Source organism: Catellatospora chokoriensis (assembly GCF_011297315.1).
GTDB classification, from domain to species: Bacteria; Actinomycetota; Actinomycetes; order Mycobacteriales; family Micromonosporaceae; genus Catellatospora; species Catellatospora citrea.
In genome coordinates this window covers 104625-131337 of the sequence record NZ_JAAOTI010000022.1, presented here as the reverse complement: position 1 = coordinate 131337, position 26713 = coordinate 104625, and the positions used below count along the sequence as shown (strand labels likewise).

Genomic DNA, 26713 nt, shown 5'->3' with positions numbered 1-26713 from the left:
GGTGGATTCGGGGTGCGGGTCAGGGGGTTTCGGCGGTGAGGAGGGCGCGTAGGCGGCGGGCCTGGAGGTCCCAGCCCCACTCCTGCTCGACCCAGGAGCGGCCCGCCGCGCCCATCTTGGTCCGCAGCGCGTCGTCGGACAGCAGCTCGACCAGGCGGGCGGCGAGCGCGTCCACGTCACGGCCGGCCACCACGTGTCCGGTCTCGCCCTCGCGGACGGCGTCCGGCGCACCACCGGAGTCGCCGGCGATCACCGGCAGGCCCACCGCGGACGCCTCCAGGTAGACGATGCCCAGGCCCTCGACGTCGAGGCCCCGGTTGCGGGTGCGGCACGGCATGGCGAACACGTCCCCGGCCGCGTAGTGCATGGGCAGCTCCGCCCACGGCACCGATCCGGTGAGCACGACATGGTCGGCCACGTCCAGCTCGCGGGCCAGCCGCTGCACGGTCGGCCGGTGCGGTCCCCCGCCGACCAGCAGCAGCGCCGCGTCCGGCACCGCGCGGCGCACCAGTGGCAGCGCGCGTACCAGCGTGTCCTGGCCCTTGCGCGGCACCAGCCGAGACACACACACGATCACCGGGCGGTCGGTGAGCCCGTGCCGCGCCCGCACCGCCGCGCCGTCCACGTCGGGGTGGTACATCGCCGAGTCCACGCCGGGTGCGAGCCGCTGCAGGCTGGTCCGCTCCCCCAATGCCTTGGCCAGCCGGACGCGCTGGTACTCGCCGAGGTAGGTGAGCACGTCGTTGCCGTCGGCGATGCGGCGCAGCGCGCTGCGCGCACCCGGCAGCGCCGCCCAGCCGATCTCGTGCCCGTGCGTGATGCCGACGGCCCGCCGCATCCCCGCCCGCCTGCGCAGGCCCTGCGCCAGCAACCCGAGCGGCGCGGCCGCGCCGAACCAGACCCGGTCGCAGCCCTCCGCCCGGGCCAGCTCGGCTACCCGCCGGGCCACCCGCGGTGTGGGCAGCAGCACCCCGGTCCGGTCCCGGACCACCGGATACGGCTGCTCGGCGTCGAACTGCTTCGGGTCGCGCCAGGTCGAGGCGTAGACGACGAGCTCGCCGTCGGGCTGGCGGATCGCGAGGTTGTGCAGGAACTGCTGGATGCCCCCGGGGCGGGGCGGGAAGTCGTTGGTCACCAGCAGCGAGCGCATCCGCGCAGCCTACCGGGCGTGCGATTCCCGCCCGGCAACGCCGAGATCGCGTTTTGGTGTCATGATCTGCGCTTCACCCACAGGTCATGACCGCAAACACCGATCTTGCACCGCGACGCCGGTCAGTGGTCGCGGGCGTACGCGCGGGCGGCGGCCATGCGTTCGACCGTGGTGGGGTGGCTGCCGAAGAGGGCCTGCTCCCAGGCGGGCGGGTCGGGGTCGCCGAGGTTGACCAGGGACAACCGCCCCTGCATCTGCTCGAACCCGGCCGGGTCCCCGGTCAGCTCCAGTGCGTGCTCGTCGGCGCGCGCTTCGAGCAGTCGCGACACGTACGCCTGGGCCGGCCCCGCCAGCAGCCCGCCCACCGTGGCGACGGCCAGCAGCAGCCCGATCGCGCGCGGCTCGGCGATCGACTGGACCCCGGCCCGGTGCAGCAGCCAGCTCCACGCGCCGAGCAGGTAGAGCCCGACCACGAAGATCGCCGCGCCGAGCGCGCCGATGACCGTGCCGATCACCACGTCGCCGCGTTTCGCATGGCCCAGTTCGTGTGCGGCGACGGCGACGATCTCCGCTTGGGGGGCCTCCCGCAGCAGCGTGTCGTACACGACGATGCGCCGGGTCGGGCCGATGCCGCTGACGTACGCGTTGAGTGAGGTGGTGCGCCGGGACGCGTCGGCGACCAGCACGTCGCGCACCGGCACCCCGTCGCGCCGGGCCAGCTCCATGAGTTCGGTGCGCAACGGCCCGTCGGCCATCGGCGTGAACTTGTTGAAGACCGGCTCGACCAGCACCGGGAACACGAAGCTGAGCAGCACCACGAGCCCGGCCGCGCCGACCGCGCCGACGGCCCACCACCAGCGGGGCAGCAGCCGGGTCAGGCCGTAGAAGCCGAGCAGGGCGACCGCGCCGAGCACCGCGCCGACGGCGTACCCCTTGAGCAGGTCGACCGCCCAGCCGCCCCAGCCCTGGGTGGACAGCCCGTAGCGCACCGCGACGGTGTGCCGCCAGGCCGCGAACGGCAGCGTGATCAGGTCCGCGGCCAGCAGCACCAGCAGCCCGCCGCCGAGCACCTTGGCCAGCCACGGGCCGGGCACCAGCCCCACCAGCCAGGAGCCGAGCGGGGTCAGCCCCAGCAGGAGCGCCACGCCCAGCCCGACCAGCATCGCCGGGTACGTGATCCAGCGCAGCTCGCCGCGCAGCTGCCGGGCCTGCTCGACCCGGTCGGTGGGCAGCGTGGCCAGCGCGGCGAGCTGGTCGGCGCGCGGCGCGGGCGGCCGGTGCCACGGCACCAGCAGCGCCACGGCCACCGCCAGCGCGCCACATAGGACGATCAACGTCAGCCAGGCCCAGCCCCGCACCGTCATCGCCCGATCCTAAGGCCGGACGGGCCTCAGCTACGGGTGAGGCGGCGGACCAGCGATTCGGAGTTCATGGGGTACGCGCCGTGGCGGCGTACGCCGTCGGCGACCTCGCGGTCGGAGGAGACCACCACGATGGGGCGGCCCGGCGGCTCGGCCCGGACCAGGCGGCGGATCACCTCGTCGGCGGTCTCGCCCTTGCGCGAGAACAGCACCCGCACGCCGCGCGGCGGGGCGGGCAGGCCGTGCACCCGCTCGGCCCCGTCGAAGACCACGGTCACCTCGGCCCCGGTCTGCGCGGCGACCCCGCCCATGCCACTGACGAGCCGGTTGCGCTGCTGCTCCAGCGACATCTCGGCGAAGCCGCGCTTGGTCACGTTGTAGCCGTCGACGACCAGGTGCGCCTTGGGCAGCGCGAGCAGCTGGGCCAGCCGCGCCGGGTCGTCGGCGTCCTGGGCGCGGTTGGTCGCGGTGGGGGCGCCGGCCATGTCCGCGTACGCCGCCGCGACGGTGTCGCCCGGCAGCACCTTCGCCGGGTCCAGCGCCAGCTCCCGGCGCAGCCCCACGGCGGCCTGCCCGATGGTCTCCAGCAGCAGCCACAGCCGCGCCTCGTCGACGGCCCGGGTGTCGCGGGCGGCCTGGCGCGCGTCCCCCGCCGCCGCCTCGGCGTCGGCAAGCCGGGACCGCAGCCGGCGCAGTTCGGCCTCGTGGTCGCCATGCCCCTTGGCGGCCCGGCCCTTCTCGATGGAGAGCAGCTCGTTGGCCCGTTTGAGCTGGGCCTGCGCGTCACGTAACGCCTTGCCGCTCGCGCGGGCCTCCTCACGCACCTGGCCCAGCTCGTCGCGCACCCGGGCCAGCTCGTCGCGCAGCTTGTCGGCCTCGACCCGGGCGACGGCGCGGTCGTGCTCGGCACGGGCGGCCCGCGTCTCGGCGTCGCGGATGTGCTCGGCGACGGCGGTGCTCTCCGCCTCGGCGGCGACCGCCTGCCCGGCGGCGTCGAGCAGCTCGCGCCAGCCCGCGGGGCGGGCCAGGTAGGCCAGCGCGGCGACCTCGATGGGGTCGGCGGCGGCCGGCGCCATGCCGCCGAGCACCGCCGAGCCCAGCTCGCCCGCGTCGGCCAGCACCCGGCCGCTGATCCGCTGCCGGAACACCGAGTCGGCGGTGAGCTGCGCCGCGATGGCCGCGCCGCCGAGCCGGGCCCGGCGGTTGGGCGCGAACTTGGCGACCTTGCGTAGCGCGACCGGCATCTCGTCGTTGGGCAGGGCGGTCAGCACGGCCGCCGCCAGGGCGACCACGCGCTGGCGGATGGGCTCGGAGAGGATCGGCTCAGGCATGAAGTCAGCCGCCCCCACCGGGTCACCGGAGGAGGCGTCGAACGAAAGTTCAGCGGCTGACATGGTCCTAGTGTTCCACCGACTTACCGATCTTGTCGCTCAGGTTCGCGGCTCGCCGTCTCCGCCGACCACCCATGTCGTACCGGACGTTTAGCGTCCGGTCTGTGCCGTCCCCGTCCCAGGTGCCGTCCGCGCGCCCCGCCGCGCCCGGTGACCGATTCGAACAGCCCACCCTCGACGGCATGCTGGCCGATCCCCTGCAGCTGGACCTGCGGCACACCACGTTCGTCGTGCTCGACCTGGAGACCACCGGCGGCGCGCCCGACGGCGCGGGCATCACCGAGATCGGCGCGGTCAAGGTGCGCGGCGGCGAGGAGCTGGGCTCCTTCGGCACGCTGGTCAACCCGGGCGTGCCTATCCCGCCGTTCATCACCGTGCTGACCGGCATCACCACCGCGATGACGATCGAGGCCCCGCCGATCGAGGCGGTGCTGCCCTCGCTACTGGAGTTCCTGTCCGGCGCGGTGCTGGTCGCGCACAACGCGCCGTACGACACCGGTTTCCTCAAGGCGGCCTGTGCCGCGCACGGCTACCGCTGGCCCAACCCGCGGGTGGTGGACACCGTCGCGCTGGCCCGCCGCGTGCTGCTGCGCGACGAGGTGCCCAACAACAAGCTGGGCACCCTGGCCGCCTACTTCCGGGTCGGCGACCAGCCCAACCACCGGGCGATGGACGACGCGCGGGCCACCGTGGGGGTGCTGCACGCGCTGATCGCCCGGCTCGGCGGGCACAAGGTGCACACGCTCGGCGACACCATCGAGTTCGTCAAGGCGGTCGCGCCGGTGCAGCGGGCCAAGAAGCACCTGGCCGAGAACCTGCCGCACGCGCCGGGGGTGTACCTGTTCCGGGCCGCCGACGACCGCCCGCTCTACGTCGGCACGTCCAACGACATCGCCACCCGGGTGCGCAGCTACTTCACCGCCGCCGAGCGCCGGGCCCGGATCAAGGAGATGCTCGGCGCGGCGGTGCGGGTGGACGCGGTCGAGTGCGCCCACGCGCTGGAAGCGCAGGTCCGCGAGCTGCGGCTGATCGCGGTGCACGCGCCGCCGTACAACCGGCGCTCCAAGCACCCCGAGCGGGTGCAGTGGCTGAAGCTGACCGCCGAGGCCTTCCCCCGGCTGTCCGTGGTCCGGCAGCTGACCGCCGACGGCGCCGCCTACCTGGGGCCGTTCGCCGGGCGGGCGACGGCGCAGGCCGCGGTGGACGCCATCCACGAGGCACTGCCGCTGCGCCAGTGCACGCCCCGGCTGTCGGCGCGCAAGGCCTCGCCCGCCTGCGCGCTGGCCGAGCTCGGCAAGTGCCCGGCCCCCTGCCAGCTGTCGATCAGCGTCGAGGAGTATGACGCGCAGGCCGCCGCGCCGCTGCGGGCCGCGTTCGACGGCGACCCGGACGCGGTGGTGGACCCGCTGCTGGCCCGCATCCGCAAGCTGTCCGACGCGCAGCGCTACGAGGACGCCGCGGCGGTGCGCGACCGGCTCGCCGCCTTCCTGCGGGCGGCCGTGCGCATGCAGCGGCTGTCCGCGCTGACGTCGATCGAGGAGCTGATCGCCGCCCGGCGCACCGAGCGCAACGCCTGGGAGATCGCCATCGTGCGGCGGGGCCGGCTGGCCGCCGCGGCGACCGCGGAGCCGGGCGTCCATCCGCGACGGACCCTGGACGTGCTGCGGCCCACCGCCGAGACGGTGCTCGCCGCGCCCGGCCCGACACCGGCGGCCACGCCCGAGGAGACCGAGCGGATCCTGGACTGGCTCGAACGCCCGGAGACCCGCCTGGTGGAGGCGACGTCGGGCTGGGCCTCCCCGGCCCGCGGCGCGGCGCGCTGGAAGATGCTCCTTCAGGCGGGGCGCTAGCCCCCGCAGCGTCACTGTCGACATACCCGTTCGGCCATTACTTGACCGAACGCATGAAAGGTCTTGACCATTCGGCTACGACGTTCGTTACTAGGCTATGGAGCGATATCCAGAGATCTCTCGGAAGTGGGCAGTCGTGACGGGGCGTCGAGGCCGCGTACGTGCCACGCGACGCTCCACCTCCACGCGGTGAGGGGGGTGTCCTCAGTGGACGCGGAAGCCGCCACGGTGGCAGCGGGGATTCCGGTCACGGGCCGGGCCGGGGAGAGCATGCTCACCACCCGGCTCAGAGCGATGCTCAGCTGGCCGAACGCACGGGAACGGTCCACCGTCCCCGCCGACCCGGTCACCGCTCTGATCAAGGCACACCACCAGGTGCACTCCGGCTCCGACGTCGCCCTGCTGCGCCGCGCCTACCTGGTCGCCGAGCGCATGCACCGCGGCCAGATGCGCAAGAGCGGCGACCCCTACATCACCCACCCGCTGGCCGTCGCGGAGATCCTGGCCCACCTCGGCATGGACGGCACGACCCTGGCCGCGGCGCTGCTGCACGACACGGTCGAGGACACCAGCTACACCCTGGCGCAGCTGCGCGCGGACTTCGGCCCGGACGTCGCGCACCTGGTCGACGGGGTCACCAAGTTCGACAAGGCGCACTTCGGCGCCCGCGCGGAGGCCGAGACCATCCGCAAGATGATCGTCGCCGCGGGGCAGGACATCCGGGTCCTCGTCATCAAGCTCGCCGACCGGCTGCACAACATGCAGACCCTCGACGCCCGCTCGGCGGCCTCACGCGCCCGCATCGCCGGCGCGACCCGCGAGGTGCTGGTGCCGCTCTGCGACCGGCTCGGCATCCAGGCGCTCAAGCGCGAGCTCGAGGACAAGGTGCTGCTCTTCCTCGACCCGGAGGAATACGAGCGCATCGACGGCATGGTCTCCAACCGCCCGGACTGGAACGACTACGTCCAGAACCTGGTCACGCTGGGCCGGGGCGCGCTGCGCAAGGAGAAGCTCGACGGCCGGGTGAAGCCGCGGCCGCGGCACTACTACTCGATCTGGAAGGACACCCAGCAGGCGGGCAGCCCCGTGCCGATGGACCTGCCCCGCATCGTGGTGATCCTCGACGGCGACGACCCCGACTGCTATGCCGCCCTGTGCGCGGTGCACCAGCAGTGGAAGCCGATCCCCGGCCGGTTCAAGGACTTCATCGCGGCGCCGAAGAACAACCTCTACCGCTCGCTGCACACCACGGTGCTGGGCCCAGGCGACCAGATGGTCGAGGTGCTGATCCGCACCGAGCAGATGCACCGCGCGGTGGAGTACGGCGTCGTCGCCCCGTTCCGCTACCCGACCCGCCCGTCGCGGCGCGGCGGGGCGCTGCGCGTGTTCAACCCGCGCACCGCCCCCCGGGAGGTCGCGCCCGCGCCGCGCCAGCACGGCGAGCACGCCTGGCTGCGCCGTGCGCTGGACCTGGAGCAGGCCGCGCCGGACGCGGTGCAGTTCGTCGAGACGCTGCGCTGCGACCTGGCCGAGCAGCAGATCCAGGTCTTCGCCTGGGGACGCCAGCTGCTGCTGCCCGAGGGCGCCAGCCCGGTGGACGTGGCATACGAGCTGGGCACCCGCACCGGCGACCGCTGTGTCGCGGCGACCGTGAACGGCGTGCTGACCCCGCTCAACGCCGCACTGACCGACGGCGACGTGGTCGACATCCTGGTCAGCCGGGCGCGCAACCATCCCGGCCCGCGCCGGGAGTGGCTCGAGTTCGTCAAGGCCCCCAACGCCCGGCTGCGGCTGAGCCGCCGGTTCACCGAACCGGAGGTCGCCGCCGGCACCGTCAGCGACCGGCTGCAGCTGGGCCGGGCCGCGATCGGGCTGGCCCTGCGCCGCCGGGACCGGGCGCTCGCCGACGAGCAGCGGCTGATCAGCCTCGCCCAGGCGCTGGACTACCCCGATCTCGACACGCTGCTGATCGCGGTGGCCGAGCACCGGGTGTCCGCGGACACCATCGTCGATCAGCTCATCGCCAGCGTCGACAACCAGAACGACGCGGGCCGTGCGGCCCCGGTGAACGTGGTCGCCCCGCGCGGCGAAGCCGCTGCCACGCCGCCGCGACGCTCGTCGACTAGCCTGGCAAGGTGAAGAACGAGCCCCGCACGGCCGATCCCGGCAGCCTGGTGAAGCGGCGCTCGCCGCTGCGCACGAAACTCGTCTCGTTCGGCTACGGCGTCTTCTACCGCATCCCGCCACGCTGGCGGAGCCGGATGGTCAAGCTGGTGACGGCGCGTTACTCGGTGGGCTCGGTGGTGCTCATCTTCGACAGCGAGGCCGACGGCCCGGAGCGCATCCTGCTGCTGCGCCAGCCGCCGGGACGCGGCTGGACACTGCCCGCCGGGCTGCTGGAGCGGCGGGAGGCCCCGATCATGGCGGCCTGCCGCGAGGCGGGCGAGGAGACCGGCATCCGGCTCACTCCCGACCAGGTCACCCCGGCGGTGCCGAACGCGGTGGTGCACCACCGCGGGCACTGGGTGGACATGGTCTTCACGGCCCGGGTGCCCGCCGCCCGCACCGCGCTCAGCGTGGACGGCGCGGAGGTGTGGGAGGCCCGCTGGCACGCCCTCGACGAGCTGCCGGTGGTGACCCCGGCGACGGCCCGGCTGCTCGGCCACTACGGCATCGGGCCGGAGGCGCACCTGCGCGACGAGGTGGACGTGGCGCGATGAGAGCTCCCGACGACGTCTGCGCCGTGGTGCTGGCCGCGGGGCTGGGCACGCGGCTGCGGCCGCTGACCATGCTGCGGCCCAAGGCACTGGTGCCGGTCGGCAACATGACGTTGCTGGACCGCACGCTCGAACGGCTGGCCGAGGTCGGGTTGACCGGCCCGGACCGGGTCGCGGTCAACACGCACTGGCTGGCCGGGCAGATCGCCGAGCACGTCGACGGCCAGGTGCGGCTGTCCTTCGAGGAGGAACCGCTGGGCACCGCCGGCGCGCTGGGCAACCTGCACGGCTGGATCGACGGGCGGGCGGTGCTGGTGCTCAACGCCGACGCTTACGTCGCGGCCGACGCCCCGGAGGACCTGGCGGCGCTGCTGTCCGGCTGGGACGGCAGCCGGGTGCGGATGCACGGCGTCAAAGCCGGGCTGCCCGACCCGTTCCACGGCTACAACTTCGCCGGCGCCTCGCTGCTGCCCGCCGCCGACGTCGCGGCCCTGCCCGACAAGCCGCGCGAACTGGTGCGCACCACCTGGCGCCCGGCCGAGCAGAGCGGGCGGCTCGACGTGATCCCGCTGCCGGGCCGCTACCTCGACTGCGGCACGCCCGCCGACTACCTCGCCGCGAACCTGCACGCCGCCGGCGGCGTGAACCTGTTCGGCGACGATGTGCAGGTCACCGGCGAGGCCCACGGCAGCGTGCTCGGGGCCGGCTCCCGGGTGGACGGTGCCGTGCGCGACTGCGTGCTGTGGCCCGGCGCGTACGTCGCCCCGCACGAGAACCTGCACCGCGTGATCCGGGTAGGCCGGGACCTCACCGTCCCCGCGGCATAGCATGACCCCGTAGACCCGATACAGTGATCATGAACTTGTGGCACGGGTCGACGGCGTGTCGCGGCCACAACTTCATGATCGACAGACGCACGACGCGAGGAGTCTCCGGTGATCACAGCGATCGTTCTCATCGACTGCGCGACCGACGCGATCCCGGAGGTCGCCGAGGAGCTGGCCAACCTGGAGGGTGTCAGCGAGGTGTACTCCGTCGCCGGCGGCGTCGACCTGATCGCCGTGGTACGGGTGCGCGAGTTCGACCACATCGCCGAGGTCATCGCGGGTGGCATCTCGAAGGTGCCCGGTGTGCTCAACACCGACACGCACATCGCGTTCCGCTCGTACTCGCGCCACGACCTGGAGCAGGCGTTCGCCATCGGCTTCTGAGCACGCGGGCGACCCCCGCGGAGCGGCCCGCGTCACACCCGGCGCTTCTTACTTGCGAGTAACGTCGCGGTCTAGGCTGCTGCCATGCAGCTCACCGTGGACCGCGGCAGCGACCGGCTCGGCGTCCAGCTCCACCCGGCGCAGGCCCCCGACGCGCCCCTGGTCGTCATCTTCCCGGCGATGGGCGTGCCGGCCGGCTACTACACCCGCTTCGCGCACTCGCTGAACGAGGCCGGCCTCGGCGTCGCGGTGGCCGACCTGCGCGGCACCGGCACCAGCGCGCCGCGCCCCGCGCGGGACAGCCGGTACGGCTACACCGAGCTCGCCGACGACGTCGCCGCGGTGCTCGACGCGCTCGCCGAACACCGGGCCGGGCGGCCCACGGTCCTGCTCGGACACTCGCTCGGCGGGCAGGTCTGCGTGCTGCACCTGGCCCGCGAAGCCGCCCGCGGGGCTGGCCACAGCGTGGACGGGCTGGTCCTGATCGCGGTCGGGCTGCCGTACTGGCGCACCTACCCGCGCGGGCAGCGGCTCGGCGTGCTCGCCATGACCCAGTTCGTCAACGCCGTCTCCGCCGTGCTGCGGGTCTGGCCCGGCTGGGGCTTCGGCGGCCGCCAGGCCCGCGGCGTCATCAAGGACTGGGCCCACACCGCCCGCCACGGCCTGTTCCCCGCCCACCTGGGCGTCCGGCAGGGCCTGTCCCAGGTGGACCTGCCGGTGCTCGCGATCAGCGTCGACGACGACCAGTACACCCCGCCGGAGACCACCGACCACCTGGTCGCCGCCCTGCCCGGGGCGCAGGTCCACCGCGACCACCTCAGCTCCGCCGACGCCGCCGCACCCCTGGACCACTTCAAGTGGGTCAAGGCGGGCGCGGCCCTGGCCCCCCGCATCACCGCCTGGCTCCCGATCCGCCACTGACCACCCGCCGCAACCGGCGCGGGCGGGATCCGCACCAAGGTCTTTCGATTTGCCAGGCACCTGGGCGAATGTGGGCCCAAGATACGCACAGGTGCCAGGCAAGTCCGACGGTCAAGAGGCGGTGCGGGGCGTCAGGCCGTGATGGGCAGGGTGGCGTAGCCGCGGAAACCGAGGCGGTCGCGGCGGGTGGGCACGCCTGCGGAGCGCAGGTGGGGCAGCTTGGCCAGCAGGAGCGGGAAGGCGACCTGGGCCTCCAGCCGAGCCAGCGGCGCGCCCAGGCAGTAGTGCGCGCCCGCGCCGAACGACAGTGACGGCACGGACGGGCGGTCCGGCAGGAAGCTGTCCGGCGCGGTGAAGCGGCGCGGGTCCCGGCCCGTCGCGGCGAGCACCACCAGCAGTTCGGTGCCCTCGCGCAGGTCGACTCCGGCCAGCTCGGTGTCCTGTCCGACGTATCGCGAGGTCACCTGCACCGGCGGGTCCAGGCGCAGCATCTCCTCGACGTACGCCGCGGTCAGGTCCGGGTCGGCGCGCAGCCGGGCCAGGTGCTCCGGCCGGTCGAGCAGCATGGCCAGGCCGTTGCCGAGCAGGTTGGTGGTCGTCTCGAACCCGGCGACCAGCAGCAGCACCAGGTGCGCGACGAGTTCCGCGCCGCCGATCCGGCCGTCCGCGCCCGCCGCCAGCAGATCACTGATCATGTCGTCGCCGGGTTCGCGCTGCCGCCGCGCCAGCAGGTCGACGAAGTACTCCGCCAGCTCGTCGCTTGCCGCGTCGGCGCGGGCCAGCTCCTGGGGGTCGCCGGCGAACACCTCCAGGGCCAGGGTCAGGTCATGGGCCCGCGGCCGGAACCAGTCCCGGTCGGCGGCGGGCACCCCGAGCAGAGCGCAGATCACCGACACCGGCAGCGGATACGCCACCGTGTCCATGAAGTCCACCGGCCCGCCCGCGGCCGCGATCGGCTCGACGAGCTCCTCGGCCAGCGCGGTGACGTCGGCGCGCAGTGCCGCGACCCGGCGGGCGGTGAACGCCGAGCCGGCCAGCCGGCGCAGCCGGGTGTGGTCGGGCGCGTTGTGCCACAGCATGGTGCGGCTCAACCACTGCCAGGAGGCGACGGTGCGCCAGCCGGGCATCGCCAGGTCCAGCGCGACGGCGTCGGTGACCCGAAACGAGGCGTCCCGCAGCACCTGGTCGGCCTCGGCATACCCGGTGACGACGGCGAACCCGTCGCCCAGCGACGCCACCGGCCCGGCCGAGCGCAGCCGCTCGTAGTGCGGGTAGGGATCGGCCCGCCCCGCCGTCGTGGCCAGTGCCTGCATCGCCGCCAGTGCGTCCTGCATCGCCGCTCCCCCACGTCGCCGTCCCTGTGCGAAGACTACGACGGGCGGGCGAGCCCGGGCGGCATCGAGCGTGCCGGGCGGGGCCGGGATCAGTTCGGCATGAGCGACATCGGACGGCAGCCCGTGCCGGTGTGCGTCGACGCGCAGCAGTTCACGGACCACGCGCGGTTGAAGATCGCGTGCCGGGCGACACCCTGCGGAACGGCGGTCCCGCGCGTCGCCGGTGCGGTGCCCGTGCCGCGCTTGCCGTCCTGGTGTGCCGTGAACATGTGCTGCCTCCCGGGGGTCGGATGAGTCACGACTATGCCATGGCCCTCCTGCAAGATCCGTCCGGATCGGCTCGTCCGCCCGTGTGACCGTGCCCACGCGACCGCCCGGACGACGAAGGGGCACCCGCCGCGGCGGGTGCCCCTTCGTCGTCAAACCGTTGCCGGATCAGGGTTTGCCGGAGGTGACTTCCTCGCGCGGCTGCTCCTCCTGCTGCGGCGGCGCCGGCTGCTCGATCGGCCGGAAGAAGCCGCGGACGGCGGGCCCCAGCGCGCCGAGGCGGTTCATCTTCTTCGGCACCGTCCAGCCGACGTACGGCAGGTCGGTGTGGCCGTGCTCGTCGGGGGCGACCAGCGGCTGGTGCACCTCGACGAACCGCCCGTCCGGCAGCCGCTTGATGATGCCGGTCTCGACGCCGTGCGCCAGCACCTCGCGGTCGTGCTGCTGCAGGCCCAGCGAGAGACGGCGGGCGAAGTAGTACGCCAGCGGCGGCAGGATCAGGATGCCGATGCGGCCCGCCCAGGTCATCGCGTTCAGGCTGATGTGGAACTTGTCGGCGACGATGTCGTTGCCGCCGGAGATCGTCAGCACCAGGTAGAACGCCAGCGCCATGGCGGCCAGACCGGTGCGGTCCGGCACGTCACGCGGACGCTGCAGCAGGTTGTGCGACGCGTAGTCCTTCTTCCAGCGCCGTTCGATCCACGGATACGCCATCGGCAGCACCGACAGGATGCCTGGCAGCACGACCGTGGGCCAGAACAGCGGTGGGATGTTGTAGCCGAGGACCCTGATGTCCCAGGCGGGCATCAGACGGGTCGAGCCGTCGAGGAACATGACGTACCAGTCGGGCTGGCTGCCCGCGGACACGACCGCGGCCTCGTACGGGCCGAACAGCCAGATCGGGTTGATCTGGAACAGGCCGCCCATCAGCGCGATGACCGCGAAGACGAGCATGAAGAAGCCGCCCTGCTTGATGACGTAGCGCGGCACGAACCGCTCGCCGACCACGTTCTTGTTCGTCCGGCCCGGCCCCGGCCACTGGGTGTGCTTCTGCACGAAGACCAGACCCAGGTGGATGCTGACCAGCGCGAGCAGGATCAGCGGCAGCAGGAACACGTGCAGGATGTACAGCCGGGACAGGATGATCTCGCCGGGGAACTCGCCGCCGAACAGCGACGTGGTCACCCAGGAGCCGATCACCGGGATGGACAGCATGATCGCCGAGGCGATGCGCAGGCCGGTGCCGGACAGCGCGTCGTCGGGCAGCGAGTAGCCGGCGAAGCCCTCGGTGAAGCCCAGCCAGAACATGCTCAGACCGATGATCCAGTTGAGCTCGCGCGGCTTGCGGAACGCACCGGTCATGAAGATCCGGAACATGTGCACCACGATCGCGGCCATGAACAGCAGCGCCGCCCAGTGGTGCATCTGCCGCATGATCAGGCCGCCGCGCACGTCGAACGACAGGTCCAGCGCCGTCTCGTACGCCCGCGACATGCCCACGCCCTGCAGCGGCAGGTACGAGCCGTCGTAGTGCACCTCCTGCAGCGAGGGCTCGAAGAACAGCGCGAGGAACGTGCCCGTCAGCAGCAGGATGATGAACGAGAACAGCGCGATCTCGCCCAGCAGGAACGACCAGTGGTCGGGGAACACCTTGTTCAGCATGCCGCGCAACGGGGTCGCGACCGGCAGCCGGGTGTCCACCTCCTGCGCGGTCTTGCCCGGGAGGGCTTTCAGGTCAACCTTGCGACGCTTCATGGTCAGTCCTTCTCCCAGAACGCCGGCCCGACCGGCACCTTGTAGTCGCCGGTCGCCACGAGGAAGCCCTCCTTGTCCACGCTGATGGGCAGCATGGGCAGGGACCGCGTCGCCGGGCCGAAGATCGGCCGGGCGTTGTCGGTGATGAGGAACTGGGACTGGTGGCAGGGGCAGAGCAGACGGTTGGTCTGCTGCTCGTACAGGCTCGCCGGGCAACCCGCGTGGGTGCAGATCTTCGAGTAGGCCACGAAGCTGCTCCAGGTGCTGCCCTGGTTGATCGTGTAGAGCCGGCCGTTCAGCTTGGCCGCGTCGTCCTCCCGGAGGTGGATGAGCAGCGTCGGCGAGTCGGCGTAGTGGTTGCTGGCCCCACCCGGGATGTTCGGGAACACCGTGATCTGACCGCCGGTGCTCACCTCCTCGGGCCGCACCAGCGTGCCGTCGTCGTGCATCAGCCGGATCGGGTTCTGCGGCGTGGCGCCGGCGAAGCCCGTCTTGAACAGGATGTCCGGGTGGTGCGGGTCCTTGATCAGCGCGCCGATCGGCACGGCCGCGGCGGCCAGACCCAGCGGGGCCAGGCCGAGCAGCGACCACTTCAGGATCGGCCGCCGGCCCAGGCCCATCTCGTCGCCGAGGTACTGCAGCGTGGTGCCGGTGAGCTTCTGCTCCTCCGGCGACGACGGGCCGTCGTGCCGCTCCTGGATCGCGATCTCGTGCGGGAGCAGCTTCTTGCCCCAGGTCAGGATGCCCAGACCGACGCCGACCAGGGCCAGGCCCAGGGTCAGGCCGAGGACCGGCGTGTAGTACTTGCTGGCGTGCGGGCCGAGCTGGTACTCCCACGGCCACCAGATGAAGGCGATCACGAACAGGGTCGACATGATGCCGGTGAGCAGGAAGAAGAAGGCGACGATGCGGGTCATGCGCCGCTCGCCCTTCGAGCCCGGCGGGTACTGCGGCTCGTAGTGGACGATCTCCACGCCGTCGCGCCGCGCACCCTCGCGCACGATGTCGAACCTGGTCAGGTTCGGATTGTCCAGGTCGACGCCCGCGGCGTCGCGCACCTGGGTGTTCGTGTCACTCATGACTTACCCGCAATCCACAGCGCTGCGAAAACCAGAGCCACGACGCCGACCAGGAAGATGGCCAGGCCCTCGGTGACCGGGCCGAACCGGCCGAGGCCCCAGCCGCCCGGGTCGCTGTCGCTCTTCAGGTTCTGCACGTAGGCGATGATGTCGAACTTGTCCTGCGGCGACAGCTCGTTGTCACCGAAGACCGGCATGTTCTGCGGTCCGGTGAGCATCGCCGCGTAGATCTGCCGGTCGGTGGCCGGCTCCAGGCTCGGGGCGAACTTGCCGCTGGACAGCGCGCCGCCGCCGCCGGAGAAGGCGTGGCAGGACGAGCAGTTGATCCGGTACAGCTCACCGCCGCGGGCGATGTCGCCCTTGGACGCGAAGTCCTCACCCTCCGGGAGCTGAGGGCCGCCGCCCAGCTCCTGGATGTACGCGCCGAGCTGCCGGGCCTGGTCCACGGTGTACTGCGGGTCCTTGCGCTCGGCCTGTGCCTCCTGGCGGGCGGCCGGCATGCGGCCCGTCTCCACCTGGAACTCGACGGCCGCAGAACCGACGCCGATCAGGCTCGGACCGCGGCCGGCCACGCCCTGCGCGTTCGCGCCGTGGCAGGTAATACAGCTCACGTCGTACAGCGCCTTGCCGGCCTCGGCGGCCGGGGTGAGCGGGGCGGCGCCCTGGGCTCCGCCGGGCGCGACGATCGCGTAGATGCCGCCCGCGAAGACCAGCGCGGCGAACATGCGCAGCGCCGAGTTCAGCCGCCGGCGTGCTCGGCCGCGCTGCTTGGGCGCACCCGCCGCCGGGCGTGGGGTGTCTGGTGTCATGGCCGAGCTCACATCCGCTCCAGCAGGTAGATCATGAAGAAGAGGCCGACCCAGACCACGTCGACGAAGTGCCAGTAGTACGACACCACGATCGCCGAGGTCGCCTGCGCCGGCGTGAACCGTCCCATGGTGGTGCGGATCATGTAGATGATGAAGGCGATCAGACCGCCTGTCACGTGCAGGCCGTGGAAGCCCGTGGTCAGGTAGAACATCGACCCGAACCCGTCAGCGTTGATCTTGATGCCCTCGCTGACCAGCACGCGGTACTCGTTCACCTGGCCGAGCACGAACGTCAGGCCCATCAGGAACGTGATGGTGAACCAGAGCCGCAGCCCGTACACGTCACCCCGCTCCGCGCGCAGCACGCCGATCTGACAGGTGATGGAAGACAGCACCAGGATCGTCGTGAAGAACACCGCGTACGGGAGATTGAGCACGTGGGAGTGCTGGATCCACTGATCGTAGTCCGCGGCGCGGATCGCGAAGAACATCGCGAAAAGCGCGGCGAAGAACATGAGTTCGCTGGAGAGCCACACGATCGTCCCGACGCTGACCATGTTGGGCCTGGTCAGGGAGTGGATCCTGCTCTTGTCGATGGCTGAGGCGGCAGTCACGCGGTCATTATTGCCCCCTACCTGCATCGGTGAGCGTCGGGGTGCCTGGTTGGCGGCGTGTCGCGACCCGGCGAAGTGCCGCCGCCGACGACGGTCTAGCCTCGGGTGGTGCCGCCTGTCGATCATTTCATCGCGCTGACCTCGCACGTTGCGACCTTGACCGCCGAGACTCCCCCGTTCACCGTGGCGACACTGGTGACCGGAGCCCGGCTCGACTCGTGGCTCGCGGTCGGCCTGCTGCTGGCGGGTGCGCTATATCTCTACGGCACCCACCGGCTGCGAATGCGCGGCGACCGGTGGCCGGTGGGGCGCACCATCGCCTTCCTCGGTCCCGGTCTGGGCACGCTGGCCCTGGTCACCGTGAGCGGGATCGGCGGCTACGACACCACGCTGCTGTCGGTGCACATGCTGCAGCACATGGCGCTGTCCATGGTCGCGCCGATCTTCCTGGCGCTGGGTGCGCCGGTCACGCTCGCCCTGCGTACGCTGCCCGCACGCCCCCGCCGCACCCTGCTGGCGGCGCTGCACAGCAAGGTCGCCGCGGTGCTGGCGTTCCCGCTGGTCGCGTTCGGCATCTTCGTGGCCAACCCGTTCGCGCTGTACTTCACCAGCCTGTACGAGCAGACGCTGCGGCACGAGTGGCTGCACGAGGTGATGCATGCGCACTTCATCGCCACCGGCTGCCTGTTCTTCTGGCCCCTGCTGGGCCGCGACCCGCTGCCGGGACGCTGGCCGTATCCGGCCCGCGCGCTGCTGATGCTGTTGAGTGTTCCGTTTCACACCGTGCTCGGGCTCACCATCATGCAGCAGAAGACCCTCCTCGGCGGCGACTGGTATCCGTCGCTGAACCTGTCCTGGATGGATCCCTGGGCCGACCAGGTGACCGCGGGCGGCGTGCTGTGGGCGGGCGGCGAGCTCGTCTCGGTCACCATGCTCGCGGTCCTCGTCGTCCAGTGGATCAAGCAGTCCCGCCAGGAGGCCGCCCGCATCGACCGCCAGCTGGACCGCGAGGAGGCCGCGCAGGCGGCTGCCGACGCCGCCGCGGCGGCCGGGTCGGCGCAGGCCGACGCGGACGGCGCACCGCACGACCACGAGATCACTTCACCGCTTAGGATGAGCGCATGAGTACCAAGACCGTCCTGCTCTACAGCGACGACCCGCAGGTCCGCGACCGGATGCGACTGGCCATCGGCGAGCACCCGACACCCGACCTCGAGGTCGAGTTCGTCGAGGCGTCCACCTACGCCGAGTGCGTCAAGCTGGTGGACGACTACGAGATCGATCTGCTGGTGCTGGACGGCGAGGCGACTCCGGGCGGTGGCCTGGGCGTGGCGCGTCAGCTCAAGGACGAGATCGACGAGTGCCCGCCCTGCTGTGTCGTCATCGCCCGCTCGGCCGACCGCTGGCTGGCGGCGTACGCCCGCGTCGACGCGACGCTGGTGCACCCGCTGGACCCGATCGAGACCGCGAAGGTCATCGCTCCGCTCCTGAACGACGACTACGTCGTGGCCGCCTGACGAGAGCACCGCGCGCCACGCCCTTCACCCCTGGAGGCCCGATGGGCGACCGGAACACCTGGCCCCACCTGCTCGGCGCGCTGCTGCGCCGGGAGGAGCTCACGCCGGACGACACGGCCTGGGCCATGGGCGAGATCATGTCGGGCGTGGCGACACCGGCGCAGATCGCCGGGTTCGCGCTGCTGCTGCGCGCCAAGGGCGAGACCGCCGGCGAGGTGTCCGGCCTGGTCGCGACGATGCTGGCGAACGCGGCCCCGCTGCCGCAGACCGACGAGCAGCGCACGGCCACCCTGGACGTGGTCGGCACCGGCGGCGACCAGGCGCACACGGTCAACATCTCGACGATGTCGGCGATCGTCGCCGCGGGCGCCGGGGCCCGTGTGGTCAAGCACGGCAACCGGGCCGCCTCCTCGTCCTGCGGCACCGCCGACGTGCTGGAGTTCCTCGGCATCCCGCTGGACCTCACCCCGGAGCAGGTGTCCGCCGTCGCCGAGGAGGCCGGCATCACGTTCTGCTTCGCCGCCACGTTCCACCAGGGCCTGCGCCACGCCGGCGGGGTGCGCCGCGAGCTGGGTGTGCCCACCGCGTTCAACTTCCTCGGCCCGCTGACCAACCCGGCCCGGCCGCGCGCGGGCGCGATCGGCTGCGCCGACGTCCGGATGGCCGGGGTCATGGCGCAGGTGTTCGCCGACCGCGGTGACACGGTCCTGGTGCTGTGCGGCGAGGACGGCCTGGACGAGTTCACCACCGCCGCCCCGACGCGCGTCTGGGTGGCTCGTGGCGGGCAGGTCACCCCACTCACCGTCGACGCCGCCGACCTCGGCGTGACCCGATCCGCCGCGGGCGATCTGCGCGGCGGCGACGTGTCGCTCAACGCCGAGGTGGTGCGCCGCCTGCTGGGCGGGGAGACCGGCCCGGTGCGCGACGCCGTCCTGGTCAACACCGCGGCCGGGCTGACCGCCCACGACTGGGCGGTCAAGGGCGTGGGCCCCGCCGATCCGGACACCGGAGTCGAGGAGCTGACCGACGCGCTGCACGCGAACATGCGCCGCGCCGCCGAGGCCGTCGACTCCGGCGCGGCGTCGGCCGTGCTGGAGCGCTGGATCGCCGCCGCGGCGGCCGCGAAGTACGCCCAGTAGCGCCGACAAAGCAAATGAAACCGGCCCCCTCCGATGCGGAGGGGGCCGGTTTCATTTGCTTTCGGTACGCGGGCTCAGTGCTCCGCGGTGCGCCGGGTGCCGGTGTAGTACTCGAACAGCATGGCCGAGGTGGACAGCAGCACGCACACGATGCCGAGCCCGATCAGCCACCACATCCAGAACACCAGGCCGAGCGAGGCGATCAGCGCCGACAGCGCGATGCCGAACGGCCAGTAGCTGCCCGGGCTGAAGAAGCCCAGCTCGCCGGCGCCGTCCGCGATCTCCGCGTCGAGCCGGTCCTCCGGGCGCGGGTCGATGCGCCGCGAGACGAACCAGAAGTATCCGCCGCACATCGTGCAGAGCAGGAACGACAGCACCAGCGCGGTGGTGCCGATCCACTCGACCCCGCCCATGGACAGGTCGGTCCACCAGCCGTAGACGACCGCGGCGACGATCAGGAACAGCGCGACGCCGATGAAGATGCGGTATTCGGTCTTCATGTCTCCAGCCTCAGTTCGCGGTGCGCAGGGTCGGGAACGGCTCGGTCGTCGTGGCGTAGGGGACCTCGCCGATCGCCGTCAGCGCCTCCGGAGTGCTCTTGCCCGACTTCAGCGCCGCCACGAACTGCTGGTACTTCTCCGGCGTCACGGCCCGCAGCTCGAAGTTCATCATCGAGTGGTACGTGCCGCACAGTTCGGCGCACCGGCCGACGTAGCTGCCCGTCTGGATGACGTTGACCTCGAACTGGTTGATCACGTTACCGGGGAAGACGTCCCGCTTGAACAGCAGCTCCGGCACCCAGAACGAGTGGATGACGTCGTTGCTGTGCTCGACGAAGCGCACCGTCGTGCCGGTGGGGACGACCACGACCGGGATGTAGTTGCTGTCGCCGGGCGTGCTCTCCACCCTCTCGGCGTCGAGGCCGGGGTTGGAGAGGTAGTTGAACTGCCAGTTCCACTTGAACGCGACGACCTCGACGGTCGCGCCCGGGTCCTTGGTGAGCCGGTTGACGTCGGTCTGCACGACGGCGGTGTAGTAGAACAGCACCGCGATCACCAGGAACGGCAGCACCGTGTAGAGGATCTCGATCGGCAGGTTGAACCGCGTCTGCGTCGGCAGGTCGGCGTCACCGCGCTTGCGGCGGTAGGCCGCCACGCACCAGAAGATCAGACCCCACACGAAGACGCCCACCGCGAGAGCCGCGACGACCGAACCGACCCACAGGTCGTACATCCGCTCGGACTGCTCGGTGATGCCGCCCTGGGGCCAGCCGAATCCATCGAACGCCGCGCCGACGTTGCACCCCGCGAGCAGCGTCACGGCGACGACCGACATCGCGCTCAAGCCGACGGCTCGCCTGCGGGCTCGTGTTGCGACCACCTGCTCCTGCCTCCCTTAGCAGCGCCACCTTCGGACGCACCGGTGAGGGGCGTGACCGACGGTCGCAGAGTACTTCACCCCGGGGCTCCGGCCGGGCCTGGGGTCGGCCCGGTGATCCGGCGTGTCCGCGGGAACTGGTGGCGGCGACGACTGCCGTCACCGCTAGATCACGATACCGTCGAGGGGTGGGAGATCCCCGGCAGGCCGGACCAATCGATCAGGGCGAGAACGTCCGTGGCGCGTACTTCGATGCGGCGACCGCGACGCCGCTGCATCCGGCCGCGCGCGAGGCGCTGCTCGGCGCGCTCGACGACGGCTGGGCCGACCCCGGCAAGCTCTACACCCAGGCCCGCCGGGCACGCCTGCTGCTCGACGCGGCGCGCGACACGTTCGCGCAGGTCCTGGGCGTACGCGCGGACGAAGTGACCTTCACCGGCAGCGGCACCACCGCCGTGCACGCCGCCGTCCTGGGTGGACTCGCCGGCCGCCGCCGCGCCGGAGCGACCCTGGTCCGCTCCGCGATCGAGCACTCGGCCGTGCTGCACGCCGGCGAGCGGCACGTGCGGTCCGGCGGCGCGGAGACCGAGGTGCCGGTGGACCGGCTGGGCCGGGTCGACCTCGACGCGTGGGCGCGGGCGGTGTCGGCGCCCGGTGTGGCGCTCGCCTCACTGATCAGCGCGAGTCACGAGGTCGGCACGGTGCAACCCGTCGCCGCCGCGGCAGCGGCCTGCCGTGACTCCGGCGTGCCGCTGTATGTCGACGCCGCACAGTCACTGGGCCGGCTGCCCGTGCCGGACGGGTGGTCCCTGCTGACCGGCTCGGCTCGCAAATGGGGCGGTCCGCCCGGAGCAGGCCTGCTGGTGGTCCGCAAGGGCACCCGCTGGGTGTCGCCGTACCCCGCGGACGACCGCGAGTCCGGCCGCTTCCCCGGCGCGCCCGACCTGCCCGCGATCCTCGCCGCGGCGGCGTCGCTGCACGCGGTGCACGAGACCGCGGCACAGGAGGGCAAGCGCCTGTCCGAACTGGTGGACCGGGTCCGCGCGACCGTCGCGGCGACCGTGCCCGACGTCGAGATCGTGGGCGACCCGGTGGACCGGCTGCCCCACCTCGTGACCTTCTCCTGCCTGTACGTCGACGGCGAGGCCCTGCTCACCGCTCTGGACCGGCGCGGCTTCGCGGTGTCGTCGGGTTCGGCCTGCACGTCCTCGACGCTCCAGCCCAGCCACGTGCTGGCCGCGATGGGCGTGCTGACCCACGGCAACATCCGGCTGTCGCTGCACCGCGACAGCACCGCCGAGCAGGTCGACCGGTTCCTGGCCGAACTGCCCGGCCTCGTCGCGGCGCTGCGGGCGGAGGTAGGCATGTGACAGCCGACACCCCGGCCGACGTACTCGACTGCCTGGGGCAGCGCTGCCCGCTACCGGTGATCGCGCTGGCCAAGCGGCTGCCCGCGGTGCCCGTCGGCGCGGTCGTCCGGGTGCTCGCCGACGACCCGGCAGCCGCCGTGGACATTCCCGCCTGGTGCCGCATGCGCGCCCAGCAGTACCTCGGCGCGGTCTCCGCAGACGGCTCCCCCGCCTTCGACGTCCGCCGCCTCACCTGACCTGCCCCGCGGAGCGCGCTTCCCGGCCGAATAGACGCTGGCCTATCACATCGAAAATCCGACACTCAGATTCGATGTAATAGGCCAGCGTCGATAGCAAACCGGAGGCGCGTGCCCCCCGGGTCAGTTCAGGTGCGGGCGGATGTCGGCGGCGGCGTCGTCGCCGTAGGACTCGGCCAGGCGCTTGAGGAAGTTGTCCGGCTCGACCTCGTACTCCTGCGTGCCGACGGTCTCCAGGACGAGCGTGGCCAGCAGCGCGCCGACCTGCGCGGCGCGCTCCAGGCCCAGACCCCAGGACAGCGCGGCGAAGAAGCCGGCGCGGAAGCCGTCCCCGACGCCGGTCGGGTCGTACACCTGGATCTCGCGGGCGACCGGCACCCGGATCGGCGCGAAGCCGCGGCCGGTGATCTGGACACCGTTCTTGCCGAGCGTGGTGACCCGCACCTTGACCCGGTCCAGCACCTCGTCCGAGGTCAGGCCGGTCTTCTGCTCCAGCAGCGAGTTCTCGTACTCGTTGGTGAGCAGGTACTCCGCGCCGTCGATGAGCTGGAGCACCTCGTCGCCGCCCATGCGGGCCAGCTGCTGGGACGGGTCCGCGGCGAACGGGTAGCCCCGGTCGCGGCACTCCTGCGAGTGGCGCACCATCGCCACCGGGTCGTTCGCGCCGACGATGACCAGGTCGAGGCCGTCGAGGCGCCGGTGCACCGGGGACAGCTCGATGTTGCGGGCCTCGCTCATGGCGCCGGCGTAGAACGAGGCGACCTGGCACAGGTCCTCGTCGGTGGTGCAGACGAAGCGGGCGGTGTGCGCCACCTCACTGACGTGCACCGAGTCACAGTCGACGCCGTGGCGCTCCAGCCACGATCGGTAGTCGGCGAAGTCCGCGCCGACCGCGCCGACCAGGGCCGGGCGCAGGCCCAGCTTGGCCATGCCGAAGGCCATGTTGGCCGCCACGCCGCCGCGCCGGATCACGAGATCGTCGACCAGGAAGGACAGCGAGACCTTGTCCAGCTGGTCCGCGATGAGCTGGTCCGCGAAGCGGCCCGGGAAGTGCATCAGGTGATCCGTGGCGATCGATCCGGTAACGCAGATCTTCATGGTTGACCTTCAGGTCGGCGAAAGATGGGCGCGGAAAGCGTACCGGTTGGCCGCCACACGACAGCGGCACTCCGGCGGGGCCGGAGTGCCGCTTGTGTCGTCGCCCACATCGGGCGGCGTGAAGCTCAGTTGATCGTGCGACCGATCAGTGACCGTGTCGCACCGCCGCTTCGCGTCAGTGGAAACTGTCGCCGCAGGCGCAGGAGCCGCCCGCGTTCGGGTTGTCGATGGTGAAACCCTGCGCGTCGATGCGGTCGGCGAAGTCGACGGTCGCGCCCGCCAGGTACGGCGCGCTCATCCGGTCGACGACGACCTCGACACCGCCGAACTCGGAAACGATGTCGCCGTCGAGCTCGCGCTCGTCGAAGAAGAGCTGGTAACGCAGGCCGGAGCAGCCACCGGGCTGGACCGCGACCCGCAGCCGGAGGTCGTCGCGACCCTCCTGCTCCAGCAGAGCCTTGACCTTGCCGGCCGCGACCTCGGTGAGGTTGATGCCGGTGGCGTCCGTCTTGATGTCGGGCGTCGTCACGTGGTGCTCCCCAAGCGTGAAGTGCTGATAATCCTTCGAGGTAACGCTAGCGCGCTGCGGTTTGATTCCCCAGAGCGCCTCACTGGCTACTCGCCCAGTGTGGTGTTGATGACTGCGCGGTGCGTGGGCCGCGCCGCGGCGTGCCGTTCTCGCCCGGCGTCGGTGGGGTGCACGAACACCCCGCGCCGGTCGGACGTGCAGAGCTGCCGCTCCACCAGCCCGTCCTTCTCCAGGCGGGCGACCGTGCGGGACAGCGCGCTCTGGCTGAGGTGGATCTGCTCCCCGAGTTCCTGCATGCGCAGCCCGGTGCAGCCCTGCGCGCCGACCAGGCGGTCCAGCACCTCGAACTCGCTCATGCCGAGCTTGTGCTGCTCCTGCAGCGCGCTCTCCAGCGCGCACGAGAGCGCGGCGTACTGCCGGGACAGCTCCCGCCACGCCTTCACGGCCACGTCGTCGTGCATGCCCGGAGCTTAACATGCAGGTGCAGTAAATGTGAACGCATTTTATGCTTGCGCATTCAATGCACGTGCAACTAACGTACCCACCATGTCCTCCACCGCGACGCTGTCGCCACCTGCCCCTGCCACCCCTCCTCCGGCCCCCGCGGACCAGCGCTGGACCCCGCGGCTGTGGGGAACCCTGCTGGTGCTGTGCGCGGTGCTCTTCCTCGACGGCCTCGACATCTCGATGGTCGGCGTCACGCTCCCGGCCATCCAGTCCGACCTCGGTCTGTCCACCGCCACGCTGCAGTGGATCGTCAGCGGCTACGTGCTCGGCTACGGCGGCCTGCTCCTGCTCGGCGGGCGCACCGCCGACCTGCTCGGCCGCCGCCGGGTGCTGCTGATCGCGCTCGCCGTCTTCGCCGGCGCGTCCGTGCTCGGCGGCCTGGTCGAGGACGGCACGCTGCTCATCGCGACGCGGTTCATCAAGGGCCTGGCCGCGGCGTTCACCGCGCCCGCCGGACTGTCCATCCTGACGACGACCTTCCCCGAGGGGCCGGTGCGCAACCGGGCGCTGGGCATCTACACCGTGTTCGGGGCCAGCGGCTTCTCCTCCGGCCTGATCCTGGGCGGGCTGCTCACCGAGATCGACTGGCGGGTGACCTTCCTGCTGCCCGCGCCGCTGGCGCTGATCGCCCTCGTCGCCGGGCTGCGCCTGCTCCCGCGCGACGGCGTCCGCAACCCCGGCGGTTACGACGTGCTCGGCGCGGCCACCTCGACGGGCGCGCTGCTGCTGCTGGTGTTCACCGTCGTCAACGCCCCCGAGGCGGGCTGGACCTCACTGCGCACCCTCGGCTCGCTGGCCGTGGTGGCCGCGCTCGCCGCCGCCTTCGTGATCGCCGAGCGCACCGTGGCCCACCCGCTGGTGCGGCTGGGCATCTTCGCCAACCGCAGCCTGGTCCGGGCCGACCTCACCGCGATGGCGGTGTCCGGCGGCTACCTCAGCTTCCAGTTCATCGTCGCCCTGTACCTGCAGAACGTGCTGGGCTGGTCGCCGCTGCAGATGGCGCTGTCGCTGCTGCCCGCCGGGATCATCGTGGCGAGTTCCGGCCCGGTGGTCGGCAGGCTGATCACGCGGTACGGCACCCGCCGGCTGATCGCCCTGGGCATGGTCGCTTTCGTCGCCGCGTACGCCCTGTTCCTGCGGGCCGGGCCGGAGCCGGCGTTCCTCACCGTGATCCTGCCGACCGCGCTGCTGCTCGGGCTGGGCTTCGCGCTGAGCTTCTCGGCGCTGAACGTGCAGGCGACCAACGGCGTCGCCGACGACGAGCAAGGGCTGGCCTCCGGGCTGGTGCAGAGCTCCTTCCAGGTCGGCGGGGCGGTCGCGCTGGCCGTCACGTCGGCGGTGGTCGGTGGCGGGGCCATCGTGCCGGGCCGCCTGCCGGACACCTTCCTGGCCGCCATCGGCGTCGTCACCGCGATCTCCCTGCTCGGCCTGCTCGCGGCCGTGCTGGGCCGGTCCGACCGCACGTCCGCGTCCGACTCCGGGGAGGACCGGTCGCTCGCACCGCAGAGCGCGGCCTGAACCGTCTCCACCACCTGAACCATCTCGCCCGCCATCAGAGAGGACTGTCCTATGCGCGCATTGCTGGCCGACAAATCGGCACCCGCCGGGCTGCGGATCGGCGACGCCCCAGACCCCGTGCCCGCGCCGCAGGAGGCGCTGGTCGAGGTCAAGGCGATCTCCTTCAACTACGGCGACGTCTCCCACGTACGCGACCTGCCCGACGGCGCGGTCAGCGGCTGGGACTCGGCCGGCGTGGTGACCGCCGCCGCGGCCGACGGTTCCGGCCCGCCCGTCGGCAGCCGGGTCGTCACCTTCGGCCCCGGGCCCGCCTGGGCCACCCTGCGCGCCGTGCCCACCGGCGAACTCGCCGTGCTGCCCGACAGCGTCGACTTCGGCGCGGCCGCCGCCCTGCCGGTGGCGGGGCTGACCGCGCTGAACGCGCTGCGGCGGCTCGGCCCGCTGCTCGACCGGCGGGTGGTGATCACCGTCGCGGCGGGCGGCGTCGGACGGTTCGCCGTTCAGCTCGGGGCGCTGGCCGGAGCGCATGTCATCGCGGTGGCCGCCCGGCCCGAGCGGGCCGCGGGACTGCGTGAGCTGGGTGCGGCCGAGATCGTCGGCTCGCTCGCCGAGATCGGGGAGCCGGTGCACGGCGCGCTGGACAACGTGGGCGGTCCGGACCTGGCCGCGCTCTGGGAGCTGCTGGCCACGGACGGTGCCGTGATCTCCATCGGAGCCGCCTCCGGCGAGCCGACGGTGTTCCCGGCGTACTCCACCGTCGGGCGGCGGCGCCGGCTGGAGTCGTTCGTCGGCAGCGCCACCGGCGGCAACGGCCCGGATCTGGCGTACCTGGTCGACCTGGTCGCCGCGGGTCGTCTGGACCCGCAGATCGGCTGGCGCGGCGACTGGAACCGGGCGGCCGAGGCGGCCGAAGCCCTCCTCACCCGCCGCGTCAACGGCAAGGCCGTCCTCGACGTCACCTGA

General features: G+C 72.2%; 27 protein-coding genes. 13 read left to right on the top strand and 14 right to left on the bottom strand.

Annotated features, from left to right (window positions below; translation table 11 throughout):
* Positions 1-19 precede the first annotated feature (19 nt).
* From HAV39_RS28985 to HAV39_RS28975, 3 genes are all read right to left on the bottom strand, one after another.
* Positions 20-1150, bottom strand: a complete 1131-nt coding sequence (locus tag HAV39_RS28985) for a glycosyltransferase family 4 protein (RefSeq protein ID WP_191842355.1) — start codon at positions 1148-1150, stop codon at positions 20-22.
* A 122-nt stretch (positions 1151-1272) separates the two neighbouring features.
* Entirely contained in the window at positions 1273-2514 is a 1242-nt protein-coding gene (locus tag HAV39_RS28980; protein WP_191842354.1) for a M48 family metallopeptidase, read from the bottom strand.
* 26 nt (positions 2515-2540) lie between these two features.
* Entirely contained in the window at positions 2541-3905 is a 1365-nt protein-coding gene (locus tag HAV39_RS28975) for an NYN domain-containing protein (protein ID WP_191842353.1), read from the bottom strand.
* Positions 3906-4084: 179 nt separating this feature from the next.
* Here HAV39_RS28975 and HAV39_RS28970 point away from each other — a divergent pair, with 179 nt between their 5' ends.
* The 6 genes from HAV39_RS28970 to HAV39_RS28945 all read left to right on the top strand — a co-directional run bounded on the left by HAV39_RS28970 (position 4085) and on the right by HAV39_RS28945 (position 10601).
* Positions 4085-5752: a DEDD exonuclease domain-containing protein gene (locus HAV39_RS28970; protein ID WP_239120185.1), complete on the top strand. Its 1668-nt coding sequence runs from the start codon at positions 4085-4087 to the stop codon at positions 5750-5752.
* Between the two features lie 198 nt (positions 5753-5950).
* Entirely contained in the window at positions 5951-7891 is a 1941-nt protein-coding gene (locus tag HAV39_RS28965) for a RelA/SpoT family protein (RefSeq protein WP_373311572.1), read from the top strand.
* A 35-nt stretch (positions 7892-7926) separates the two neighbouring features.
* On the top strand, positions 7927-8472 hold the full coding sequence (locus HAV39_RS28960) for an NUDIX hydrolase (protein ID WP_191842385.1): 546 nt from the start codon (positions 7927-7929) through the stop codon (positions 8470-8472).
* The gene (locus HAV39_RS28955) at positions 8469-9296 is read left to right on the top strand and encodes a nucleotidyltransferase family protein (protein ID WP_191842351.1); all 828 of its coding nucleotides are present in this window, start codon (positions 8469-8471) and stop codon (positions 9294-9296) included. The genes HAV39_RS28960 and HAV39_RS28955 overlap by 4 nt, the downstream gene beginning before the upstream one ends.
* 108 nt (positions 9297-9404) lie before the next feature.
* On the top strand, positions 9405-9680 hold the full coding sequence (locus HAV39_RS28950) for an Lrp/AsnC family transcriptional regulator (protein WP_120316182.1): 276 nt from the start codon (positions 9405-9407) through the stop codon (positions 9678-9680).
* Between the two features lie 84 nt (positions 9681-9764).
* Entirely contained in the window at positions 9765-10601 is an 837-nt protein-coding gene (locus HAV39_RS28945) for an alpha/beta hydrolase family protein (protein WP_191842350.1), read from the top strand.
* Between the two features lie 131 nt (positions 10602-10732).
* On the opposite strand, the gene HAV39_RS28940 is transcribed toward HAV39_RS28945, so the two are convergent.
* The 6 genes from HAV39_RS28940 to ctaE form a co-directional block, all read right to left on the bottom strand.
* Positions 10733-11935: a cytochrome P450 gene (locus HAV39_RS28940; RefSeq protein ID WP_191842349.1), complete on the bottom strand. Its 1203-nt coding sequence runs from the start codon at positions 11933-11935 to the stop codon at positions 10733-10735.
* Between the two features lie 89 nt (positions 11936-12024).
* Positions 12025-12204 carry a hypothetical protein gene (locus HAV39_RS28935; RefSeq protein ID WP_191842348.1) on the bottom strand — a complete coding sequence of 60 codons (180 nt, stop codon included), beginning with the start codon at positions 12202-12204 and terminating at the stop codon, positions 12025-12027.
* A 166-nt stretch (positions 12205-12370) separates the two neighbouring features.
* Positions 12371-13957 (bottom strand): cytochrome bc1 complex cytochrome b subunit, encoded by a 1587-nt coding sequence (gene qcrB / locus HAV39_RS28930; RefSeq protein WP_120316186.1) that lies wholly within the window; start codon positions 13955-13957, stop codon positions 12371-12373.
* Between the two features lie 2 nt (positions 13958-13959).
* Positions 13960-15036 (bottom strand): cytochrome bc1 complex Rieske iron-sulfur subunit, encoded by a 1077-nt coding sequence (gene qcrA / locus HAV39_RS28925; protein ID WP_191842347.1) that lies wholly within the window; start codon positions 15034-15036, stop codon positions 13960-13962.
* On the bottom strand, positions 15033-15845 hold the full coding sequence (qcrC, locus tag HAV39_RS28920; protein ID WP_120321385.1) for a cytochrome bc1 complex diheme cytochrome c subunit: 813 nt from the start codon (positions 15843-15845) through the stop codon (positions 15033-15035). Before qcrC ends, qcrA begins: the two co-directional genes overlap by 4 nt.
* An 8-nt stretch (positions 15846-15853) precedes the next feature.
* Positions 15854-16459 carry an aa3-type cytochrome oxidase subunit III gene (ctaE, locus tag HAV39_RS28915; RefSeq protein ID WP_120316188.1) on the bottom strand — a complete coding sequence of 202 codons (606 nt, stop codon included), beginning with the start codon at positions 16457-16459 and terminating at the stop codon, positions 15854-15856.
* A 129-nt stretch (positions 16460-16588) separates the two neighbouring features.
* On the opposite strand from ctaE, the gene HAV39_RS28910 reads away from it, so the two are divergent.
* Genes HAV39_RS28910 through trpD form a run of 3 tightly spaced genes read left to right on the top strand, consistent with a single transcriptional unit; the run spans position 16589 to position 19115 of the window.
* Positions 16589-17584, top strand: coding sequence for a cytochrome c oxidase assembly protein (locus HAV39_RS28910; RefSeq protein ID WP_239120186.1), 996 nt, complete (start codon positions 16589-16591; stop codon positions 17582-17584).
* A complete protein-coding gene (locus tag HAV39_RS28905) occupies positions 17581-17976 on the top strand; it encodes a response regulator (protein WP_120316189.1) in 396 nt (131 codons plus the stop codon). Before HAV39_RS28910 ends, HAV39_RS28905 begins: the two co-directional genes overlap by 4 nt.
* Positions 17977-18017: 41 nt before the next feature.
* Positions 18018-19115 (top strand): anthranilate phosphoribosyltransferase, encoded by a 1098-nt coding sequence (gene trpD, locus HAV39_RS28900; RefSeq protein ID WP_191842345.1) that lies wholly within the window; start codon positions 18018-18020, stop codon positions 19113-19115.
* A 74-nt stretch (positions 19116-19189) separates the two neighbouring features.
* Here trpD and HAV39_RS28895 read toward each other — a convergent pair whose 3' ends face one another.
* Complete coding sequence (locus tag HAV39_RS28895) at positions 19190-19615, bottom strand: cytochrome c oxidase subunit 4 (protein WP_191842344.1); 426 nt, start codon at positions 19613-19615, stop codon at positions 19190-19192.
* Positions 19616-19625: 10 nt separating this feature from the next.
* Positions 19626-20450: an aa3-type cytochrome oxidase subunit II gene (gene ctaC, locus HAV39_RS28890; RefSeq protein WP_191842384.1), complete on the bottom strand. Its 825-nt coding sequence runs from the start codon at positions 20448-20450 to the stop codon at positions 19626-19628.
* 230 nt (positions 20451-20680) lie between these two features.
* Between ctaC and HAV39_RS28885 the strand changes: the two genes are divergently transcribed.
* Positions 20681-21862, top strand: a complete 1182-nt coding sequence (locus HAV39_RS28885) for a cysteine desulfurase family protein (RefSeq protein WP_191842343.1) — start codon at positions 20681-20683, stop codon at positions 21860-21862.
* Entirely contained in the window at positions 21859-22098 is a 240-nt protein-coding gene (locus HAV39_RS28880) for a sulfurtransferase TusA family protein (protein WP_191842342.1), read from the top strand. The genes HAV39_RS28885 and HAV39_RS28880 overlap by 4 nt, the downstream gene beginning before the upstream one ends.
* A 123-nt stretch (positions 22099-22221) precedes the next feature.
* Here HAV39_RS28880 and HAV39_RS28875 read toward each other — a convergent pair whose 3' ends face one another.
* From HAV39_RS28875 to HAV39_RS28865, 3 genes are all read right to left on the bottom strand, one after another.
* Positions 22222-23196, bottom strand: a complete 975-nt coding sequence (locus tag HAV39_RS28875) for a carbohydrate kinase family protein (protein WP_191842341.1) — start codon at positions 23194-23196, stop codon at positions 22222-22224.
* 175 nt (positions 23197-23371) lie between these two features.
* Positions 23372-23725, bottom strand: a complete 354-nt coding sequence (locus HAV39_RS28870; RefSeq protein WP_191842340.1) for a HesB/IscA family protein — start codon at positions 23723-23725, stop codon at positions 23372-23374.
* A gap of 86 nt (positions 23726-23811) precedes the next feature.
* On the bottom strand, positions 23812-24186 hold the full coding sequence (locus HAV39_RS28865) for a MarR family winged helix-turn-helix transcriptional regulator (protein WP_191842339.1): 375 nt from the start codon (positions 24184-24186) through the stop codon (positions 23812-23814).
* An 85-nt stretch (positions 24187-24271) separates the two neighbouring features.
* On the opposite strand from HAV39_RS28865, the gene HAV39_RS28860 reads away from it, so the two are divergent.
* Positions 24272-25750 carry an MFS transporter gene (locus tag HAV39_RS28860; RefSeq protein WP_191842338.1) on the top strand — a complete coding sequence of 493 codons (1479 nt, stop codon included), beginning with the start codon at positions 24272-24274 and terminating at the stop codon, positions 25748-25750.
* Positions 25751-25801: 51 nt separating this feature from the next.
* Positions 25802-26713, top strand: coding sequence for a zinc-binding dehydrogenase (locus HAV39_RS28855; RefSeq protein WP_191842337.1), 912 nt, complete (start codon positions 25802-25804; stop codon positions 26711-26713).

Bases quoted from the DNA above. Each gene is read 5' to 3' on its own strand.
- HAV39_RS28985 (WP_191842355.1), bottom strand. From the start codon at position 1,150: ATGCGCTCGCTGCTGGTGACCAACGACTTCCCGCCCCGCCCCGGGGGC.
- HAV39_RS28980 (WP_191842354.1), bottom strand. From the start codon at position 2,514: ATGACGGTGCGGGGCTGGGCCTGGCTGACGTTGATCGTCCTATGTGGC.
- HAV39_RS28975 (WP_191842353.1), bottom strand. From the start codon at position 3,905: ATGTCAGCCGCTGAACTTTCGTTCGACGCCTCCTCCGGTGACCCGGTG.
- HAV39_RS28970 (WP_239120185.1), top strand. From the start codon at position 4,085: ATGCTGGCCGATCCCCTGCAGCTGGACCTGCGGCACACCACGTTCGTC.
- HAV39_RS28955 (WP_191842351.1), top strand. From the start codon at position 8,469: ATGAGAGCTCCCGACGACGTCTGCGCCGTGGTGCTGGCCGCGGGGCTG.
- HAV39_RS28945 (WP_191842350.1), top strand. From the start codon at position 9,765: ATGCAGCTCACCGTGGACCGCGGCAGCGACCGGCTCGGCGTCCAGCTC.
- HAV39_RS28940 (WP_191842349.1), bottom strand. From the start codon at position 11,935: ATGCAGGACGCACTGGCGGCGATGCAGGCACTGGCCACGACGGCGGGG.
- HAV39_RS28935 (WP_191842348.1), bottom strand. From the start codon at position 12,204: ATGTTCACGGCACACCAGGACGGCAAGCGCGGCACGGGCACCGCACCG.
- qcrB (WP_120316186.1), bottom strand. From the start codon at position 13,957: ATGAAGCGTCGCAAGGTTGACCTGAAAGCCCTCCCGGGCAAGACCGCG.
- qcrA (WP_191842347.1), bottom strand. From the start codon at position 15,036: ATGAGTGACACGAACACCCAGGTGCGCGACGCCGCGGGCGTCGACCTG.
- qcrC (WP_120321385.1), bottom strand. From the start codon at position 15,845: ATGACACCAGACACCCCACGCCCGGCGGCGGGTGCGCCCAAGCAGCGC.
- HAV39_RS28905 (WP_120316189.1), top strand. From the start codon at position 17,581: ATGAGTACCAAGACCGTCCTGCTCTACAGCGACGACCCGCAGGTCCGC.
- trpD (WP_191842345.1), top strand. From the start codon at position 18,018: ATGGGCGACCGGAACACCTGGCCCCACCTGCTCGGCGCGCTGCTGCGC.
- HAV39_RS28895 (WP_191842344.1), bottom strand. From the start codon at position 19,615: ATGAAGACCGAATACCGCATCTTCATCGGCGTCGCGCTGTTCCTGATC.
- ctaC (WP_191842384.1), bottom strand. From the start codon at position 20,450: ATGTCGGTCGTCGCCGTGACGCTGCTCGCGGGGTGCAACGTCGGCGCG.
- HAV39_RS28875 (WP_191842341.1), bottom strand. From the start codon at position 23,196: ATGAAGATCTGCGTTACCGGATCGATCGCCACGGATCACCTGATGCAC.
- HAV39_RS28865 (WP_191842339.1), bottom strand. From the start codon at position 24,186: ATGCACGACGACGTGGCCGTGAAGGCGTGGCGGGAGCTGTCCCGGCAG.
- HAV39_RS28860 (WP_191842338.1), top strand. From the start codon at position 24,272: ATGTCCTCCACCGCGACGCTGTCGCCACCTGCCCCTGCCACCCCTCCT.
- HAV39_RS28855 (WP_191842337.1), top strand. From the start codon at position 25,802: ATGCGCGCATTGCTGGCCGACAAATCGGCACCCGCCGGGCTGCGGATC.